The sequence below is a fragment of the Halomonas sp. M20 genome (assembly GCF_020622265.1).
Lineage (GTDB): Bacteria > Pseudomonadota > Gammaproteobacteria > Pseudomonadales > Halomonadaceae > Modicisalibacter.
In genome coordinates this window covers 396,278-411,430 of sequence record NZ_JACNMQ010000001.1, presented here as the reverse complement: position 1 = coordinate 411,430, position 15,153 = coordinate 396,278, and the positions used below count along the sequence as shown (strand labels likewise).

Sequence of the window (15,153 nt, the reverse complement as noted above, 5' to 3'; positions counted from 1 at the left end):
CTATGCGGAATAGTATTTCGCAATTTAAAATAAACGATAGAGTCCCGGTGCTCATGGCGTCAAGCTCGTAGATACGTGTCTATACCAAAGATGTAGAGCCGTCCGATTGCCCAAGACTCATTCAGCGGTAATGCGAAACCGCCTGGTAAAATTAAAACTCACCACTAGATGCTGTTTGCTAATAGAAACCAAGCCGTCATTGCCGGAATCACACCCAGCATGAACAGCCCGTTCCAGCGATAGCCGATCCGCCACGAGGACACCCTGGTGAAGCGAGAGAGGATCAACATTGACGCAGTAAGAGGTGAGGACATCAGCGCCAACGCCCAGCCCACCATCAGCGATACGCCGATCAAGGGTGGTGTTAGACCGGGGATATCCAGCGCAGGTAACAGACCCGCCAGTAGAGTCACACTGACGATAGGATTGAGCCCGACTTGTGCCGTAATCAAGACCAGCAGCATCGCGAAGATGGCATTCCAGACACCCAGGGGCACTAGCCAGGTCAACGAGTTTGCAAGAGCCTGCGGATCGATCAGCGCCACCCATAGATGCCCTGCATAGCCTGCCGAACCAAGTACCACCACCTCGCTACTTAGCGGCCCCAGCAACCAAGGCAGTTGCCGGTAAAAGGTCACGGCGGCGGGTATCACTCCAAGCCCGCCTAGGCGTCGGCGCTGCCAGGCCAACCACGCCCAGGAGGCCAAGGGCGCACCGACCAGCGTGGCAATCGGTAAACGCACGTCCAATAAATAGGCCAAGGTAAACACTAGCAGCACTATACCCAGCAGTAGCAAAGAGAAGCTGCCCAGAGGGCGTAGTGACGACGACGGCAAGGGTGGATCACGGCGCGGCGGATGCGGACCGATCAACTGATCGACCAGCCAGCCGATCAGGAAGATTACCAGGGCCGCGCCATAGGCATAAGGCGCCAGATCCCGCCATAGTACTGATGGCATGCTGGCAAGAATCACTGCCACGCCGATCCCCATCGGCGAGATCAGCGGGGCGAGGGAGAAGCCTCGCAATAGTGCCATCATCATGCGTCTACGACGCACTCTCTGCACCCATTGCCGACCATTGGCCGCGGCCAGGGTGTTACTCTTCTCGATCATTCCGGCAAACAAATTGAGTACGCCGATATTGAGGATCACCCCGAACAACCCAGAGCCCAGCGACAGAATCGGGTAGCGCCGCGCCGGTGGCTGATGCAGCATCACATGACCACACCGGCGCACTAGGCGTGAGCGATAAGCAGGCAATCGCAGCAGGCTGAGAGCAGCGACAAAGGTAGCGAAAAAAGCGAAACGCCCCACCGCATCGCTCAGCAACGACCAGGGAGCTTCGATACGCCACAGGACGATCGCCGTGGTGATTCCCGCGAAAGACAACAGCCCCAGCGCCATGTACGACAGACGGGTAAACTGCGAGAGCAGATAACCGACCAGTAGGATACTCGCCAGCCCATGTGCCCAGGCGTTATTCAGCACTAGTCCCATCAGGGTCGCCAGCATGGTGCCGGCCAGTAGCGTTGCGGCCCCGCGTTGCGTCACACCCTATTGCCTCCCATGCCCAGGCGCGCCAACGCTTTCTCGGCTTCCTGCTCGAGTTCGGCAACGATCTCGACCAACGTGGCGCTACGGGTCATCAGACCCACTCCTTGTCCAGCCGAAAGCGCCCCCTGACGCCAATCGCCGCTGGCATAGGCGGCCTTGCCCAGGACGCCACGTACGTGGGGCAGCAGCTGCTGAATGTCATTGACGCCTTCGCCTTCAAGGGCCTGCACCGTCGCAGTGGTCTCGTTACGCAGCACCCGCATCGAGTTGCGTACCGACGACAGGATCAAAGTCGTGTCGCTAGGCTGCGCCTCAACCAGTCGCTGCTTGTAGTCCACGTGGGCGGGAATCTCGTCGGCAACCAGAAAACGAGTGCCGATCGCCACGCCCGAAGCCCCCAACGCCAGGGCTGCGACGATCTGCTCACCGCAGGCGATGCCGCCCCCCAAGGCAAAGGGGATCGTCAATGCCCGGGCGGCCAGTGCCCCCTGGACCAGCGTACCGACCGGCGATTCCCCAGGGTGGCCACCACATTCTGCCCCCACCAGGGTTACTGCATCCACACCGGCGGCCTCGGCCTTCAGCGCATGACGCAGTTGCGGCACCTTATGCACCACCCGGCAGCCACTAGCCTTAAGCGCAGCAACGTAGGCGGTCGGATCGCGCCCCGAGGTCTCCACCACGGCAATATGCTCGTCGGCAATCAGCGCCATGATCTCTTCGGTACGATCACCAGGCAGCAGCTTGGGTAGCATCGAGACATTGACGCCGAAAGAACGTCCACCCAGCAATTCGCGGCAGCGCTGAATCTCATCACGCAAGGTTGCGGTATCAGGAAAGCTTGCGGCGGTAATAAAACCCATCATATCGCTGTTCACCGCCGCTGCTACGTAATCGGCATTAGCCAACCATTGCAAGCCGGTGGCCATGATGGGTAGCCGGGTCCCCAGCAAGCGTGAAAGGGGCGTGTCGCGCCAATCCTTCGGCGTGGTCAGCGTCATGCAGGCTCACCCTCCGGCGTCTGGCTGGCGCTACGTATGCGAAAGGCGCCCTCGCCCATCGCCATGACAGCATCGTTCGCGTCGACCACCTCGCCGCTGGCCATGAACGTCGCCTTGCCACCACCGCGACGATGGCCCACGGCGCGTAGTACACCGCCCCGAGCCGCAGCCACGAAGGTGGTGGTCAGCGACAAGGTCATGCCCTTACGTACATTTCCTGGCACGCTGCAATACAGGCCGGATAGACTCAACGCGGTATCCAGCAGCGACGTCAGCACGCCGCCATGTACGATGCCGCTGCGGTTGAGATGCTGATCCTCGACTGTGAGTTCGACCACTGCTCTACCCTCCGACCACTCGGTGACCCGCATGCCCAACAGACGTTGAAACCCCATCTGCACGAGACTGTCTTCCTCCTGGACGACACTAGGGGCTCCCTCTACAGGCAAGCTGCTATCAGTCATGCGGATAGTCCTCCTGGGCCTGGCGACGAAGCGCGCCTTTCAGGATCTTGCCGGTGGCGGTGGCCGGCAACGTATCGACCAGGTATATCTGGCTGGGGCGCTTGTAGGGTGCCAGACGTTCGGCCACGAATTGACGCAGCGCCTCTTCGGTCAAATGGGCGCCGGGCTCGCACTGGACGAAGGCGATCACTTCCTCGTTGCCGGATACCTGGCGTCCGACCACCGCCGAGAGGGTGACATCAGGATGCTCGTTGATGACCGCCTCGACATCCGGTGGGTAGATGTTGAAACCGGAGCGGATGATCAGCTCTTTGCTGCGCCCGACGATGAACAGCTCGCCGCTGTCATCGACCCGCGCAATGTCGCCGGTATTCAACCAGCCATCATCATCTAGACAGGCCCGAGTGGCTTGAGGCTGACGAAAGTAGCCGCGCATTACGTTAGGCCCACGCACCCATAACTCGCCGGTCTCTGGCGCCTCGTCGTCAGTGCTGCCCAAGGGTTCAAGACGATACTCGAGCAACGGAAGCACACGACCGACGGTGGTGCTGGCATAGCTGTCATCGATGCGCGTCTGGCTGATCGTCGGACTGGCCTCGGTCAGACCGTATCCGTTGTGCAGGGTCAGACCGAAGCAGGCTTCTACGCGACGCTTGAGGTCGCTATCCAGCGGCGAGCCGCCCGCAGAGATATACACTAGCGCCGGGGCTTCAAGCGCCTGGTCCCGCTGCTTGAGATATTCGAGCATGCGCGCGTACATCGCTGGCACGCCCTGGAGCACAGTGATGCGTTCGACGACCAGCGCTTCGGCCAGGGCTTGCGCCTCGAAGCGCGGCACCGGGTAGAGACAGGCACCGTTGTATAGCGAACCCATGCATACTGACGCTAAACCGAACACATGGGACATCGGCAGTACGCCATAGACTCGCTGACCCTGGGTCAAGTGACGCATGCCGCCGGAGATCGAGGCAATGTATAGAATACCGCGATGGGTCAGCATCACCCCCTTAGGGGTACCGGTAGTACCCGAGGTGTAGATCATCGCAGCCACCTGGTCGGCGCCGCTTGCGTGAACCGGCTCCGGCGCAGCATCCGTCAGCGGCCCGATCATCAGTTCACCGAGACGCGGATGATGGTACGTCTTTGCACTATGGCGCTCCCCGTGGGTGGCGGCTTCCTTGGATACTGCCGAGGTATAGAAGACCCGCCGTGGCTCGCAATTGGCCTGAATCAGGTCGATCTCCTTGGCTGACAGACGAGAATTGACGATCGCCAGCCAGGCATCTATCTCGCTGGCCGCCAGCAGCAACACGACCAACGCCCGACAGTTTTCACTCACTGTCATCAGCCGATCGCCGGGGCGCACACCCAAGGAGGCCAGCCATTCAACGGCCGAGCCCACCTCTTGCGCCAACTCGGAGTAGCTCCAGCGCATCTCATCGTCGACAAGGGCTTCCTGGTCCGGTTGCTGCTTGGCCAGCTCAAGTACCCGGGTACTCAGCCGTTCGGGCAACTCGTCGATTAGTTCGCTGGCCCAGCAGCCATTGATCAGCTCATCAGGTGCCTTGAAAGGATGAGATAGTTCCATCACTGAGCCTCCCGAACCATGTTGCGAGCGATCACCAATTGCTGGATCTGGGTAGTACCCTCATAGATGCGGAACAGCCGTACGTCACGATAGAAACGCTCGACAGCATATTCGGCCATATAGCCCGCGCCGCCATGAATCTGCACCGCACGATCAGCTACACGACCGACCATTTCAGCACAGAACAGCTTGGCGCAGGAGGCCAGGGTCGAAACATCCTCTCCCGCATCCTTGCGTCGGGCTGCATCCATGACCATGGTGCGCCCTGCATAGGCTTCGGTCTTGCTGTCAGCGAGCATCGCCTGGATCAACTGATGCTCGGACAGTGCGCACCCGAACTGCTGGCGCTCCATAGCAAAGCTCAGCGATTCCTCGACCAGACGCTCGGCCACCCCAACACACACCGCCGAGATATGCAGACGGCCGCGATCTAGCACCTTCATCGCGGTCTTGAACCCCTGCCCCTCACGCCCGCCGATGATGTTCTCGGCCGGCACCCGGCAGTCGTCGAAAATGATGTCGCAGGTATGAGCGCCCTTCTGACCCATTTTCTTATCCGCTGGACCACGATGAATGCCCGGTGTGTCACCCTCGACGACGAAGGCACTGATGCCTCCGGCGCCCTTGTTCTGAGGATCGGTACGTGCCATTACCGTGAACAGGTCGGCCTCGGGGCCGTTGGTGATATAGCGCTTGGTGCCGTTGAGCACGTAATGATCGCCATCGCGGATCGCCGTGGTACGCAGGCTGGCAGCATCGGAACCAGAGTCTGGCTCGGTGAGGCAGAACGAACTGATGATTTCACCGGTCGCCAGGCGCGGTACATACTTGTTTTTTTGCTCATCGGTGCCATCGATAAGAATGCCTTGAGCGCCGATACCATTATTGGTGCCGAAGACCGAACGGAAGGCCGGTGAGGTTTTGCCAATCTCCATGGCGACCAAGGCTTCCTCTTCCATGGTCAGGCCAAGACCACCGTATTCCTCAGGGATCGACAGTCCGAACAAACCCATTTCCTTCATCTCCGCAAGAATCTCCGGAGGCACCGCATCCTCTTCGGCCAGTCGGGCCTCGTTGGGAATCAGACGCTCGCGCACAAAGCGTGAAAGCGTATTGAGCAACTGATCAAGAAGTTCCTGGTCGCGAATCATGGCGGTTTCCTCGCTGCCGTCTTGTACGGGATTATGCTGGAAGGGGTTACAAAGCCGCTGGCAACCAGTGCCTTAGACTTTAGTTTTGCAATGCGGAACAGTACTAGTATCGAAAGTTCGGTTATCTTGCGATGCACTGTTGCACAGCCTATGATGACCGTCAATATTCGGAACTGTGTTTTGCTATACGAAACTGCTAAAATTATCGTATCTCGTCAGGGGGGCGCCAAAGCTCATGAGTCAAACCATCACCACTATAGGCATCGTCGGTACCGGTGCCATGGGACGCGGGATTGCCCAGATCGCCGCAGAGGCCGGGGTACGTGTCAAGTTACATGATGCCCGTAACGGTGCCATAAATGAGGCCAAGGCATTCATCGCCAAACTCTGGGCGCGTGGGGTCGAGAAGCAGCGCTTCGATCAAGCGCGGGCCGACGAGATGAGCGCCCTGCTGCTGGAAGCCACAAACCTGGAAGAAATGACCGACTGCGAACTGGTGATCGAGGCAATCGTTGAGCGCGTGGAGGCCAAGCAAGACCTCTTCAAGCAGCTCGAAACGGTGCTTGGTGATGGAGTCATCCTCGCTACCAACACCTCCTCTCTGTCGGTTACCGAGATCGCTGCTGCTTGTGAGCACCCCGAGCGGGTAATCGGCTTTCATTTCTTCAATCCCGTGCCTTTGATGAAGATCGTCGAAGTCATTCCGGGACTGAAAACCGCTACCGCAGTAGTCGAAGCCACCGAAGCGCTAGGCCAGCGCTTCGGTCATTTCACCGCCCGAGCCACCGATACCCCAGGCTTTCTGGTCAATCATGCCGGCCGCGCCTTTGGTACCGAGGCGCTGCGCATCCTCTCCGAAGGCGTCGCCGATCACGTCACCATCGATCGTCTGCTGAAGGACCAGGGCGGCTTTCGCATGGGTCCTTTCACTCTGCTCGACCTTACCGGGCTGGATGTCTCTCACGCGGTGATGGAGTCGATCTATCACCAGTACTACCAGGAGCCTCGCTTTCGCCCCTCGGCTCTCACTGGGCAACGACTTGCTGCGGGTCTGCTGGGCCGAAAGAGCGGAGAAGGTTTCTATCGCTACGCCGATGGCCAGGCCGTGGTACCCGATGAACCATCCGCTCCCGCGAGCGAACCATTACCGGTTTGGATCAGCATCGAGGATGCGGACGCGCATCGTGCACTGGCCGAGGTGGTCGAGGCCGCCGGTTGGACATTGGAGACGGGCGATGCCCCCAGCGCCAGCGCACTTTGTCTGCTGACCCCCTATGGCGAAGACACCACCGACAGCGCGCTGCGCCAGCAACTCGACCCAGCCCGCTGCGTCGCCATCGACATGCTTGCCGGCCTCGATAAACGACGCTGTCTGATGACCAGCCCGGCAACCCGTGCCGACATGCGCGACGCCGCCCATTCGCTACTTGCCAAGGACGGCACTCCGGTCAGCGTGATCCACGACAGCGCAGGATTCGTGCTACAACGTGTGGCCGCCTGCATCGTCAATGTCGGCGCCGACATCGCCCAGCAACGTGTCGCCGAGCCCGACACCATCGACCGCGCCGTCGAACTGGGCCTAGGCTATCCTCAAGGGCCATTGGCTATGGGCGAGCACTACGGCGCACGCCGCATCCTTACCATTCTAGAAAACCTACAGACTGCTAGCGGCGACCCCCGCTACCGCCCGAGTCCCTGGTTGCGTCGCCGAGCACGCCTGGACATGCCCCTGACCATCACCAGCGCTCAGTAGTCAATCGACAACGGAGATTCACCATGCAAGACGCTTATCTGTACGACGGTATTCGCACTCCCTTCGGCCGCCATGGCGGCGCTCTTGCCGGGGTGCGTCCGGATGATCTGCTGGGGCTGACCCTGAAGCATCTCATCGAACGTTCATCCTTTGCCGCCAGGACCTATGAAGAGGTCCTCGCCGGCTGCACCAACCAGGCGGGTGAGGATTCCCGCAATGTGGCGCGCCACGCCGCTTTGCTCGCCGGCTTGCCGATCGAAGTCGCCGGACAGACCGTCAATCGGCTATGCGGCAGTGGCCTGGCAGCGATCCTCGACGCCGCCCGCGCGACCCGCAACAATGAGGGTGAGCTATTTCTGGCAGGCGGTGTGGAAAGCATGAGCCGCGCGCCTTATGTGCTAGGTAAGGCTGAATCCGCCTATGCTCGTAACCAACCCCTCTACGATACGGTAATCGGCTCGCGCTTTCCCAATCCTTGGCTCGCCAGGGAGTATGGCAGTCATAGCATGCCTGAAACCGCCGATAACGTTGCTCACGACCTCGAGATTGGTCGCGACGCTGCCGATGCCTATGCGGCACGCTCCCAGGTACGCTATGCGGAAGCACTGGCACGCGGCTTCTACACTGGCGAGCTGTTACCCGTCGAGGTGCCACAAGGCCGCAAGCAGCCACCCCTGCTGCTGGATCAGGACGAACACCCTCGTCCAGGTAGCGATGCCGAGAAGCTCGGCCGCCTGCCGTCACTATTCGAGAACGGCGTGGTCTCCGCAGGCAACGCCTCCGGCCTCAACGATGGTGCCGCAGCGATGATCGTCGGCAGCCTTGCCGCAGGCGAGAAGGCAGGTATGACGCCGCGTGGGCGAATCGTTTCCGGTGCCGTGGCCGGGGTCCCGCCACGCGTAATGGGATTGGGACCGGTCCCCTCCAGCCAGAAGGCCTTGGCCCGCGCTGACCTGACACTGGAGCAGATGGATCTAATCGAAATCAATGAAGCCTTTGCAGTGCAAGTCCTCGGCTGCGTCAAGCAACTGGGATTGTCCGCAGACGACAGTCGTCTAAACCCTAATGGTGGCGCCATTGCCATTGGACACCCACTAGGCGCCTCGGGTGCGCGCCTGGCACTGACCGCATTGCGACAACTCGAGGCCACCGGCGGTCGCTATGCCTTGGTTACCATGTGCATCGGCGTCGGCCAAGGTATCGCCGCGGTGATCGAGCGCTTCGAGTAAAGCGACAAAATCGAGTCTCACCCTACGCCCGCCTCGACGCGGGCATTTTCACTGCGGAACCGGTTGACACTTTTGAATATCAGTTATGCCATACTCGTCTTTATTTCTTGCCAAACCGATATGGGAAGCGCATGAACAAGCCGCTACACATCGATGACGATCAGGATAGTGCTGCCAAAGACCGCAACTTCGTTACAGCACTCTCTCGCGGCCTAGAGTTGCTACGTGCCTTTGGTGCCGGCGAGGAGTATCTGGGAAATGCCGAACTCTCCAGCCGTACCGGGATCCCCCGGCCCACCGTGTCGCGTCTGACCTACACACTTAAACAGCTAGGCTATCTGCAGCACAACGAGCGTCTGGAGAAATATCGCCTAGGGGCGGGCATCCTCGCGCTGGGGTATCGTTACCTGGCGAGCATGGGAATCCGCGACGTCGCCCGTCCGCACATGCAGCGCCTGGCCGATGCTACCGACTGCGCTATCGCCCTGGGCACAGAGGATCGCCAGTCGATGACCTATGTCGAGGTATGCCAAGGAGGCGGCCCGCTGGTAATGCGTCTGGAAACCGGCTCACGCATCCCCTTGGCGACCACCGCCATTGGCCGCGCCTGGTTATGTGGTATTTCCACTGAGCGCCGCCGCCAGTTAATGGACAACATGCGCCAAAGCGACCCTGATAACTGGCCGGCCATCGAGAAGTCGATCCACAAGTCGCTCGACGACTATGCCACCTACGGCTTCTGCCTGTCGGAAGGCGACTGGGAGCGCGAGATAAGCGCGGTCGCCATGCCGCTAATTCTCGAGGAGGGCGCGGAAGTCATGGCCATCAATTGTGGCGGTTCCTCCCTGCGCCTTAGCCACCGCGTACTGGTGGAGAATCTTGGTCCCCGGCTCAAGGACCTGGTCGAACAGATCAAGAGTTCGCTCGAACCGGTGCGTATCATCTAAAGTGGTCTCAGCTCTACACCCAGCCCTACTACGCTGAAAGTGTTGTGAGTGAAAGACCCTGCGCTTCACTCCCCAACCTGCTCGCGGACCTTGTCGACGATGTGCGCGCCGATGGGAATCGCCGAAGTGGCCGCCGGCGACGGCGCGTTGCACACGTTGACGGTGCGTTTGGTGTTGACGAACAGGAAATCGTCGATGAGCTTGCCCTCCCGAGACACCGCCTGGGCACGTACGCCGGCGGGATAAGGCTGGAGGTCGTCTAGGATGAGGCTTGGGCAGTACTTCTGAACCTGGGCAAGATAGCCCTTCTTGTACAGCGAGTTTTTCATCTCGATCAATCCCGGGCGCAGATTGGCCTTGAGCACCTTGAGGATGCCCGGGTTGGTCAGCATCGCCGCGCTGTCGGCCAGCGAGATGTCACTCTTGCGGTAGCCTTCGCGCTTGAAGGCCAGCACCGCGTTGGGGCCTACCGTGACGCTGCCGTCGATCATGCGGGTCAGGTGTACACCCAGAAACGGCATCGCTGGATCGGGAATGGGATAGATCAGGTGGTTGACGATACGGTTGTGCTCTGGCGGCAGCCGATAGTACTCGCCGCGAAACGGACAGATGGTGAAGCCTGGGTCACGGCCCAGCATGCGCACCACGCGATCCGCCATCAATCCGGAACAGGAGATCAGGTGACGCGTCGTGAACTCCCCCTGGCCGGTCTTGACGATGACCTCATGGCTGCGTTCCTCGAGGCCGGTGACCGCGGTGGCATACCGAATCTCGCCCCCGGCCGCCTCGAACTCGCGGCCCATGGCCGCGGCGATCTCGGCATAGCTGACGATGCCACTGGAAGGGAAGAAGATACCGCCGATGCCGGTGATGTGGGGCTCGCGCTCGCGCAACGCGTCTGACCCCAGCCAGGTCCGCTCGAGGCCGTTGGCGTCGGTGCGCTCCCATAGCGCCTGCATGCGCTGCATCTCGAGGTCGTTGGTGGCCACCAGCAGCTTGCCGCACTCATCATAGGCAATGCCATGGGTCTCACAGAACGCCTTGGTGGCGCGATTTCCTTCAAGACAGAAGCGGGCCTTGAGACTGCCCGGCGTGTAGTAGACACCGGCGTGAATCACGCCGCTGTTATGGCCGGTCTGGTGCTGCGCCGGACCGCTTTCCTTTTCGAGCAACAGCATGCGCTGCCCGGGATAGGCCTGAGCCAGCTGCATGGCGGTGGACATGCCGAGGATGCCGCCGCCAAGGATGATGAAATCGTACACTACAATGCCTCATGTCGTCGGGGATCGGGCCGCGACTCTTACGGCCCGTATGTTAATTACACCTGGTATGGATTGCGCAGTGTCTTGGCGTGGGTGAAATACCCGCGCTGACGCATCAGCTCGCGGCGCAACTTGGGGTGAGGCGTGAAACGGTCCCGACCGTGCAGCCAGAAATGATTGTTGATCAGTACAAAACTACCGGTGGGCACCGCCACCGATAACTTGTGGGCGCTGCCCTCGAGCGAGTCGGACAGGTCCGCCAGCCAATTGCCCTCTTCGAAGTTCTTCGGCTGCACGAACTGGTCGATGTAGGACATGATCGGTCGTCCTTCGTTGTCCACGTCGAAGATCGCATGATAGACATCCTTAGCCACGTTCTTGCTGGGCGGAGCGGTCCAGCGCATCTCTCGACGTGCAAGGGGGGCGCGGTAGAACGTCTCGAGCCCTTCCCAATCGTCCAGATGCAACAGCAAGGAGTTGCCGCCCTGCATGTTCTGCTCGTCGATCTTCATCATCAGGACATAGTCGGTGTCTTGCTCAACGAAGGTACCGTCATTATGCAGCTCCATGACGCGATGAGGCTGTCGCAGGTAGCTATCTGAGTTGTCGACGTTTTGCACCACGAATCGGGCGTAGTATTGGCTACTCATGGCATCGAAGTTGGAACGTCCCATCAGGTGCGCCACGGCGGTAGCGAACTTGACCATATCGTCGGCCTGCTCGACTTGGTCCAGCCCTTCCGGCGTTACCAGGAAGCCTCCGGTGTGGCGATCTACCAGCGTGTTGATCAGCACCGGCTGCAAGGTGTTGCCGCACAGGTCATCAAGAATACGCGCTACCCGAAAACGCAGGAACGACTTGTATTCCAGGGCCTGGACTGGCCACTCGGCGACCGCCTCGAGAAAGGCTTCGACAGTTTCCTGGGAAAAGGTCAGCTGCAGCAACCGCTCCGATTGGGGCGAATTCGACAGATGAAAGCCCTGAAGGGCCTCGGGCATAGACATGGCAATTGGAGGCAGGCTGGTCAAGACGGTCATGGCGATCTCCTAGTGAGAACAGGTGTGCCTTAAAAATATCTACATTTTTTTAGAACATCAATTTTTTTATTAAAAAAATACATTTACTCGTACCGACAATCATTGCGTATGATGAAGCCTTCCTCGCTATGGATATCGATACCATGGAGCATCCCGCGCGTCAGAATCTCGGCGTCAGTGCCTACGCCCGGCTCAAGCGCGACATCATTCGCGGCGTCTACCCGGCCGGAGAAAAACTCTTGATGAGTCACCTGAAAGAACGCTACGACCTCGGCACAGGGCCCCTGCGGGAGGCACTCTCGCAATTGGTGGCGGAACATCTGGTGGTGGCCATTAGCCAGCGCGGCTATCGGGTCGCTGCCATGTCAGTAGGGGAACTCGAGGACATCTACGATGCGCGAGCGAATCTGGAGGGGTTAATCGTCGAACTGGCCATCGCTCGGGGTGACGATGGCTGGGAGGCGGAAATCCTGGCCAAGGCGCATACCCTGGCCAAGGTAATGGATCTTAGCGGACCCGAGGAGATGCTCGATGTCTGGGATCGACGTCACCAGGTTTTTCACAGCGCTATCGCCGCCGGTTGCGGTTCGCGTCATCTGCTACAGGCCCGCGAAAGTCTGCTCGACCAGGTCGAGCGCTACCGCCACCTGTGGCTGTGCGAGACGGTCTTTTCCAGCGAGGCGCTGGAACAAAAACGCCAGGAACACGCAGCCTTGGTCGAGGTGTTATTGGCGCGGGACTCCTCTCGAGCCAGCCGCATGATCCGCGAGCATCTGATGTCCCCGGTGCCGATCATTCGCGATGTCATGAAAAGGCGTGGGCTGGAGTAACCACATTCGCTATCAACTCGCCATCGAGCTCTCCTAGCAAGGAAATTCCGCTATTACCCAATATGTGTCGCCGCACTCTTCCGCCACCGGCCCTCCATGTTGAGGAAGGCGGGAAATGCTGATTACGCTTGGATACGATCTTCCGGCCGCCTGGTTTTCCACAAGCGACGCCCTTCGGCTGTCGTGACTCAATATTGCATAGGCCCCACAGCCGATTACCACGCCCCGGAAGGCCGAGCCGAGGCCGAACAGGCTCATGCCCGAGGCAGTGGCCATGAAGGTAATGACCGAGGCTTCGCGATGCTCCACCTCGGCGGCGGCAATATTGTTGCTGATCGCGCCGACCAAGGTCTTGACCTCGCCAATCTGAAAAACTTGCGCTTTAGAACAGCTTGCGGGTAAGGAGGATACCAACCGGGTGATACCGGGTCGCCGGAAGGATCTAGACCCCTCAGGGTCGTCACTCAGCGGGCGATACCCATAGGATATTTCTTTATTAAACAAAAGGTGGCTTGGTTATTGAGAGGACAGTCTAGAACGTTGCAGATCGCTGGCACGACTTCCGCACTGTTATATATGGGCGGGATGGAGTACTGATATGGCTGCTAGGATCGACAACCGTAACCAAGTATTGAAGGGGCTGGCCGATAACCTCTTAAGCCACTGACTTGATGGTGGGCCCAGCAGGACTCGAACCTGCGACCAAGGGATTATGAGTCCCCTGCTCTAACCAACTGAGCTATAGGCCCTTATGATGGTCGCGTATGATAGCGAATGGCGATGGATGAGGCCAGAGGCGTTTTCCATTGATCATGTAACTATTTCCAACCATCACGGAGAGACCCGAACGATGCGTTTTCATTCTTTTTTACAACGCCGAGTACGCAACACCCTGACCTTGACCGCGGGTATGGCGCTGTTTGCAGCCTTGCCCGCGCAGGCGGATTGGCAGCTCGAGCCGGAGCAATCCAGCGTGCAGGCGACGATTGTCGAGATCACGCCTGACGGCCCGGTGCCGCATCAACATGCAGTACGCCAATTAGAAAGCTATTCGGGTAAAGAAGGCTCCTTGACCCTACCGCTGCGACTGCGCCAGACCGATATCATGGATCACACAGGTACGTTGCCTACCTGGTTGTCGGCGGTATCGGATACCATCCTGGCCTCTGTTGTTACTCAAGTATCGCCGGAGCGGCTCGACGCATTGGCTGTGGGCGAATCCATGACCGAGACCCTGATACTCAACGTGCGGGCAAATGGCGAAAATCGGCAGGGACCGCTCAAAGCCCAATTCACTCGAGAAAGCGACGACACCATCCGGGTACGCAATGCCGAGCGAGTTGCCCTGGATGGGCGGGAGCTGACGAACAATGAGGCCGTTCGCATGATCCTGACGATGCTTGGCTACGAAGAGATCGGCGACGAAGTGCCGGTGGAACTCGATGCCATTCTTGTCGATCGCTGACGGCATGTTGCCGCTACCCGAGGGTTGTCTTGTGCTTGACGATCACTGGCCCTGGACGACGCCATTGCCCAATACCCAATGGGTAGCGTTGCAATTCGAACGCGAGCGCTTGTCGAAGAGCGATTTTGCGGCTCACGACATCGAGGCGCCCTCCTCCATACATCAGGCGGCTCCCAAGCGACGGGCAGACTTCCTCGCAGGCCGCCTATGTGCCAGAGAGGCATCGAAACGGTTGACGGGTTCACCCTGGGTGCCGGGGATCGCCGAGAGCAAGGCGCCGCTTTGGCCCCAGCATCTAGTGGGTTCGATCACCCATAGCGGCACCTTGGCGGCGTCAATAGTGGCTTCGGCCCATCATTATCAAAGCATCGGACTGGATGCAGAAGCCATCATGCCTTTGCAGCGTGCCGAGCGCCTGGCCACGCAGATTCTTACACCAAACGAACGCGATTGGCTGGCTTCGCTTCCCGCCGAACAACGCGGCGCCTTCGTCACCCAAATGTTTTCCTTGAAGGAGAGTCTGTTCAAGGCGTTATTCCCATTGGTGGGCGTGCGTTTTTACTTTCAGGACGCTGAACTGGAGGCATGGGAGCCTGAATCCAATCAGGTCCATCTGCGGCTACTCAAGAGCCTCTCTCCTGCATGGCCGGCAAGCAGTAAGGTCCAAGGACAATACACACTTCTGGATAGCCATTTGTTGAGCGTAATCGCATTACAGCTTGGCGACAAAGAAACCTAGCAACTCAATAGATTTTTGCCTCGTCATTCCTCTCAGAAAATGTCTTTGAAACATCTGGATTGTGAGAAATGCGTTTTATCGACAAGGGTTCGAATCAAGCCATCGATGGCGCTGGCATCGGCTTTCCAACG

General features: G+C 59.3%; 14 protein-coding genes and 1 tRNA gene. 6 read left to right on the top strand and 9 right to left on the bottom strand.

The window, feature by feature from the left end; translation table 11 throughout:
* Window positions 1-164: 164 nt before the first annotated feature.
* Genes H7850_RS02030 through H7850_RS02010 form a run of 5 tightly spaced genes read right to left on the bottom strand, consistent with a single transcriptional unit; the run spans window position 165 to window position 5,760 of the window.
* The gene (locus H7850_RS02030) at window positions 165-1,553 is read right to left on the bottom strand and encodes a hypothetical protein (protein ID WP_227367722.1); all 1,389 of its coding nucleotides are present in this window, start codon (window positions 1,551-1,553) and stop codon (window positions 165-167) included.
* Window positions 1,550-2,557: an NAD(P)H-dependent flavin oxidoreductase gene (locus H7850_RS02025; protein WP_227367721.1), complete on the bottom strand. Its 1,008-nt coding sequence runs from the start codon at window positions 2,555-2,557 to the stop codon at window positions 1,550-1,552. The genes H7850_RS02030 and H7850_RS02025 overlap by 4 nt, the downstream gene beginning before the upstream one ends.
* Window positions 2,554-3,021 (bottom strand): PaaI family thioesterase, encoded by a 468-nt coding sequence (locus tag H7850_RS02020; protein WP_227367720.1) that lies wholly within the window; start codon window positions 3,019-3,021, stop codon window positions 2,554-2,556. The genes H7850_RS02025 and H7850_RS02020 overlap by 4 nt, the downstream gene beginning before the upstream one ends.
* Window positions 3,014-4,609, bottom strand: a complete 1,596-nt coding sequence (locus H7850_RS02015) for a class I adenylate-forming enzyme family protein (RefSeq protein ID WP_227367719.1) — start codon at window positions 4,607-4,609, stop codon at window positions 3,014-3,016. Before H7850_RS02015 ends, H7850_RS02020 begins: the two co-directional genes overlap by 8 nt.
* A complete protein-coding gene (locus H7850_RS02010; RefSeq protein ID WP_227367718.1) occupies window positions 4,609-5,760 on the bottom strand; it encodes an acyl-CoA dehydrogenase family protein in 1,152 nt (383 codons plus the stop codon). The genes H7850_RS02015 and H7850_RS02010 overlap by 1 nt, the downstream gene beginning before the upstream one ends.
* Window positions 5,761-5,995: 235 nt before the next feature.
* On the opposite strand from H7850_RS02010, the gene H7850_RS02005 reads away from it, so the two are divergent.
* The 3 genes from H7850_RS02005 (at window position 5,996) to H7850_RS01995 (ending at window position 9,689) form a co-directional block, all read left to right on the top strand.
* Complete coding sequence (locus H7850_RS02005; RefSeq protein ID WP_227367717.1) at window positions 5,996-7,513, top strand: 3-hydroxyacyl-CoA dehydrogenase; 1,518 nt, start codon at window positions 5,996-5,998, stop codon at window positions 7,511-7,513.
* 23 nt (window positions 7,514-7,536) lie between these two features.
* Entirely contained in the window at window positions 7,537-8,742 is a 1,206-nt protein-coding gene (locus H7850_RS02000) for a 3-oxoadipyl-CoA thiolase (RefSeq protein WP_227367716.1), read from the top strand.
* Window positions 8,743-8,873: 131 nt separating this feature from the next.
* Window positions 8,874-9,689, top strand: coding sequence for an IclR family transcriptional regulator (locus tag H7850_RS01995; RefSeq protein ID WP_227367715.1), 816 nt, complete (start codon window positions 8,874-8,876; stop codon window positions 9,687-9,689).
* A 65-nt stretch (window positions 9,690-9,754) separates the two neighbouring features.
* Here H7850_RS01995 and lhgO read toward each other — a convergent pair whose 3' ends face one another.
* Window positions 9,755-10,951, bottom strand: a complete 1,197-nt coding sequence (lhgO, locus tag H7850_RS01990) for an L-2-hydroxyglutarate oxidase (RefSeq protein ID WP_227367714.1) — start codon at window positions 10,949-10,951, stop codon at window positions 9,755-9,757.
* Window positions 10,952-11,007: 56 nt separating this feature from the next.
* Entirely contained in the window at window positions 11,008-11,988 is a 981-nt protein-coding gene (glaH, locus tag H7850_RS01985) for a glutarate dioxygenase GlaH (RefSeq protein WP_227367713.1), read from the bottom strand.
* 143 nt (window positions 11,989-12,131) lie between these two features.
* On the opposite strand from glaH, the gene csiR reads away from it, so the two are divergent.
* On the top strand, window positions 12,132-12,818 hold the full coding sequence (csiR, locus tag H7850_RS01980) for a DNA-binding transcriptional regulator CsiR (protein ID WP_227368524.1): 687 nt from the start codon (window positions 12,132-12,134) through the stop codon (window positions 12,816-12,818).
* 33 nt (window positions 12,819-12,851) lie between these two features.
* On the opposite strand, the gene H7850_RS01975 is transcribed toward csiR, so the two are convergent.
* Window positions 12,852-13,232 (bottom strand): benzoate/H(+) symporter BenE family transporter, encoded by a 381-nt coding sequence (locus H7850_RS01975; RefSeq protein WP_227367712.1) that lies wholly within the window; start codon window positions 13,230-13,232, stop codon window positions 12,852-12,854.
* 258 nt (window positions 13,233-13,490) lie between these two features.
* Window positions 13,491-13,567: transfer RNA gene (locus H7850_RS01970), tRNA-Ile, on the bottom strand.
* Window positions 13,568-13,668: 101 nt separating this feature from the next.
* Between H7850_RS01970 and H7850_RS01965 the strand changes: the two genes are divergently transcribed.
* Window positions 13,669-14,283, top strand: coding sequence for a hypothetical protein (locus H7850_RS01965; protein WP_227367711.1), 615 nt, complete (start codon window positions 13,669-13,671; stop codon window positions 14,281-14,283).
* On the top strand, window positions 14,261-15,022 hold the full coding sequence (locus H7850_RS01960) for a 4'-phosphopantetheinyl transferase family protein (RefSeq protein ID WP_227367710.1): 762 nt from the start codon (window positions 14,261-14,263) through the stop codon (window positions 15,020-15,022). Before H7850_RS01965 ends, H7850_RS01960 begins: the two co-directional genes overlap by 23 nt.
* Window positions 15,023-15,153 lie beyond the last annotated feature (131 nt).

Excerpts from the sequence above, each read along its gene's own strand:
- H7850_RS02025 (WP_227367721.1), bottom strand. The coding sequence starts at position 2,557 with ATGACGCTGACCACGCCGAAGGATTGGCGCGACACGCCCCTTTCACGC.
- H7850_RS02020 (WP_227367720.1), bottom strand. The coding sequence starts at position 3,021 with ATGACTGATAGCAGCTTGCCTGTAGAGGGAGCCCCTAGTGTCGTCCAG.
- H7850_RS02015 (WP_227367719.1), bottom strand. The coding sequence starts at position 4,609 with ATGGAACTATCTCATCCTTTCAAGGCACCTGATGAGCTGATCAATGGC.
- H7850_RS02010 (WP_227367718.1), bottom strand. The coding sequence starts at position 5,760 with ATGATTCGCGACCAGGAACTTCTTGATCAGTTGCTCAATACGCTTTCA.
- H7850_RS02005 (WP_227367717.1), top strand. The coding sequence starts at position 5,996 with ATGAGTCAAACCATCACCACTATAGGCATCGTCGGTACCGGTGCCATG.
- H7850_RS02000 (WP_227367716.1), top strand. The coding sequence starts at position 7,537 with ATGCAAGACGCTTATCTGTACGACGGTATTCGCACTCCCTTCGGCCGC.
- H7850_RS01995 (WP_227367715.1), top strand. The coding sequence starts at position 8,874 with ATGAACAAGCCGCTACACATCGATGACGATCAGGATAGTGCTGCCAAA.
- glaH (WP_227367713.1), bottom strand. The coding sequence starts at position 11,988 with ATGACCGTCTTGACCAGCCTGCCTCCAATTGCCATGTCTATGCCCGAG.
- csiR (WP_227368524.1), top strand. The coding sequence starts at position 12,132 with ATGGAGCATCCCGCGCGTCAGAATCTCGGCGTCAGTGCCTACGCCCGG.
- H7850_RS01965 (WP_227367711.1), top strand. The coding sequence starts at position 13,669 with ATGCGTTTTCATTCTTTTTTACAACGCCGAGTACGCAACACCCTGACC.
- H7850_RS01960 (WP_227367710.1), top strand. The coding sequence starts at position 14,261 with ATGCCATTCTTGTCGATCGCTGACGGCATGTTGCCGCTACCCGAGGGT.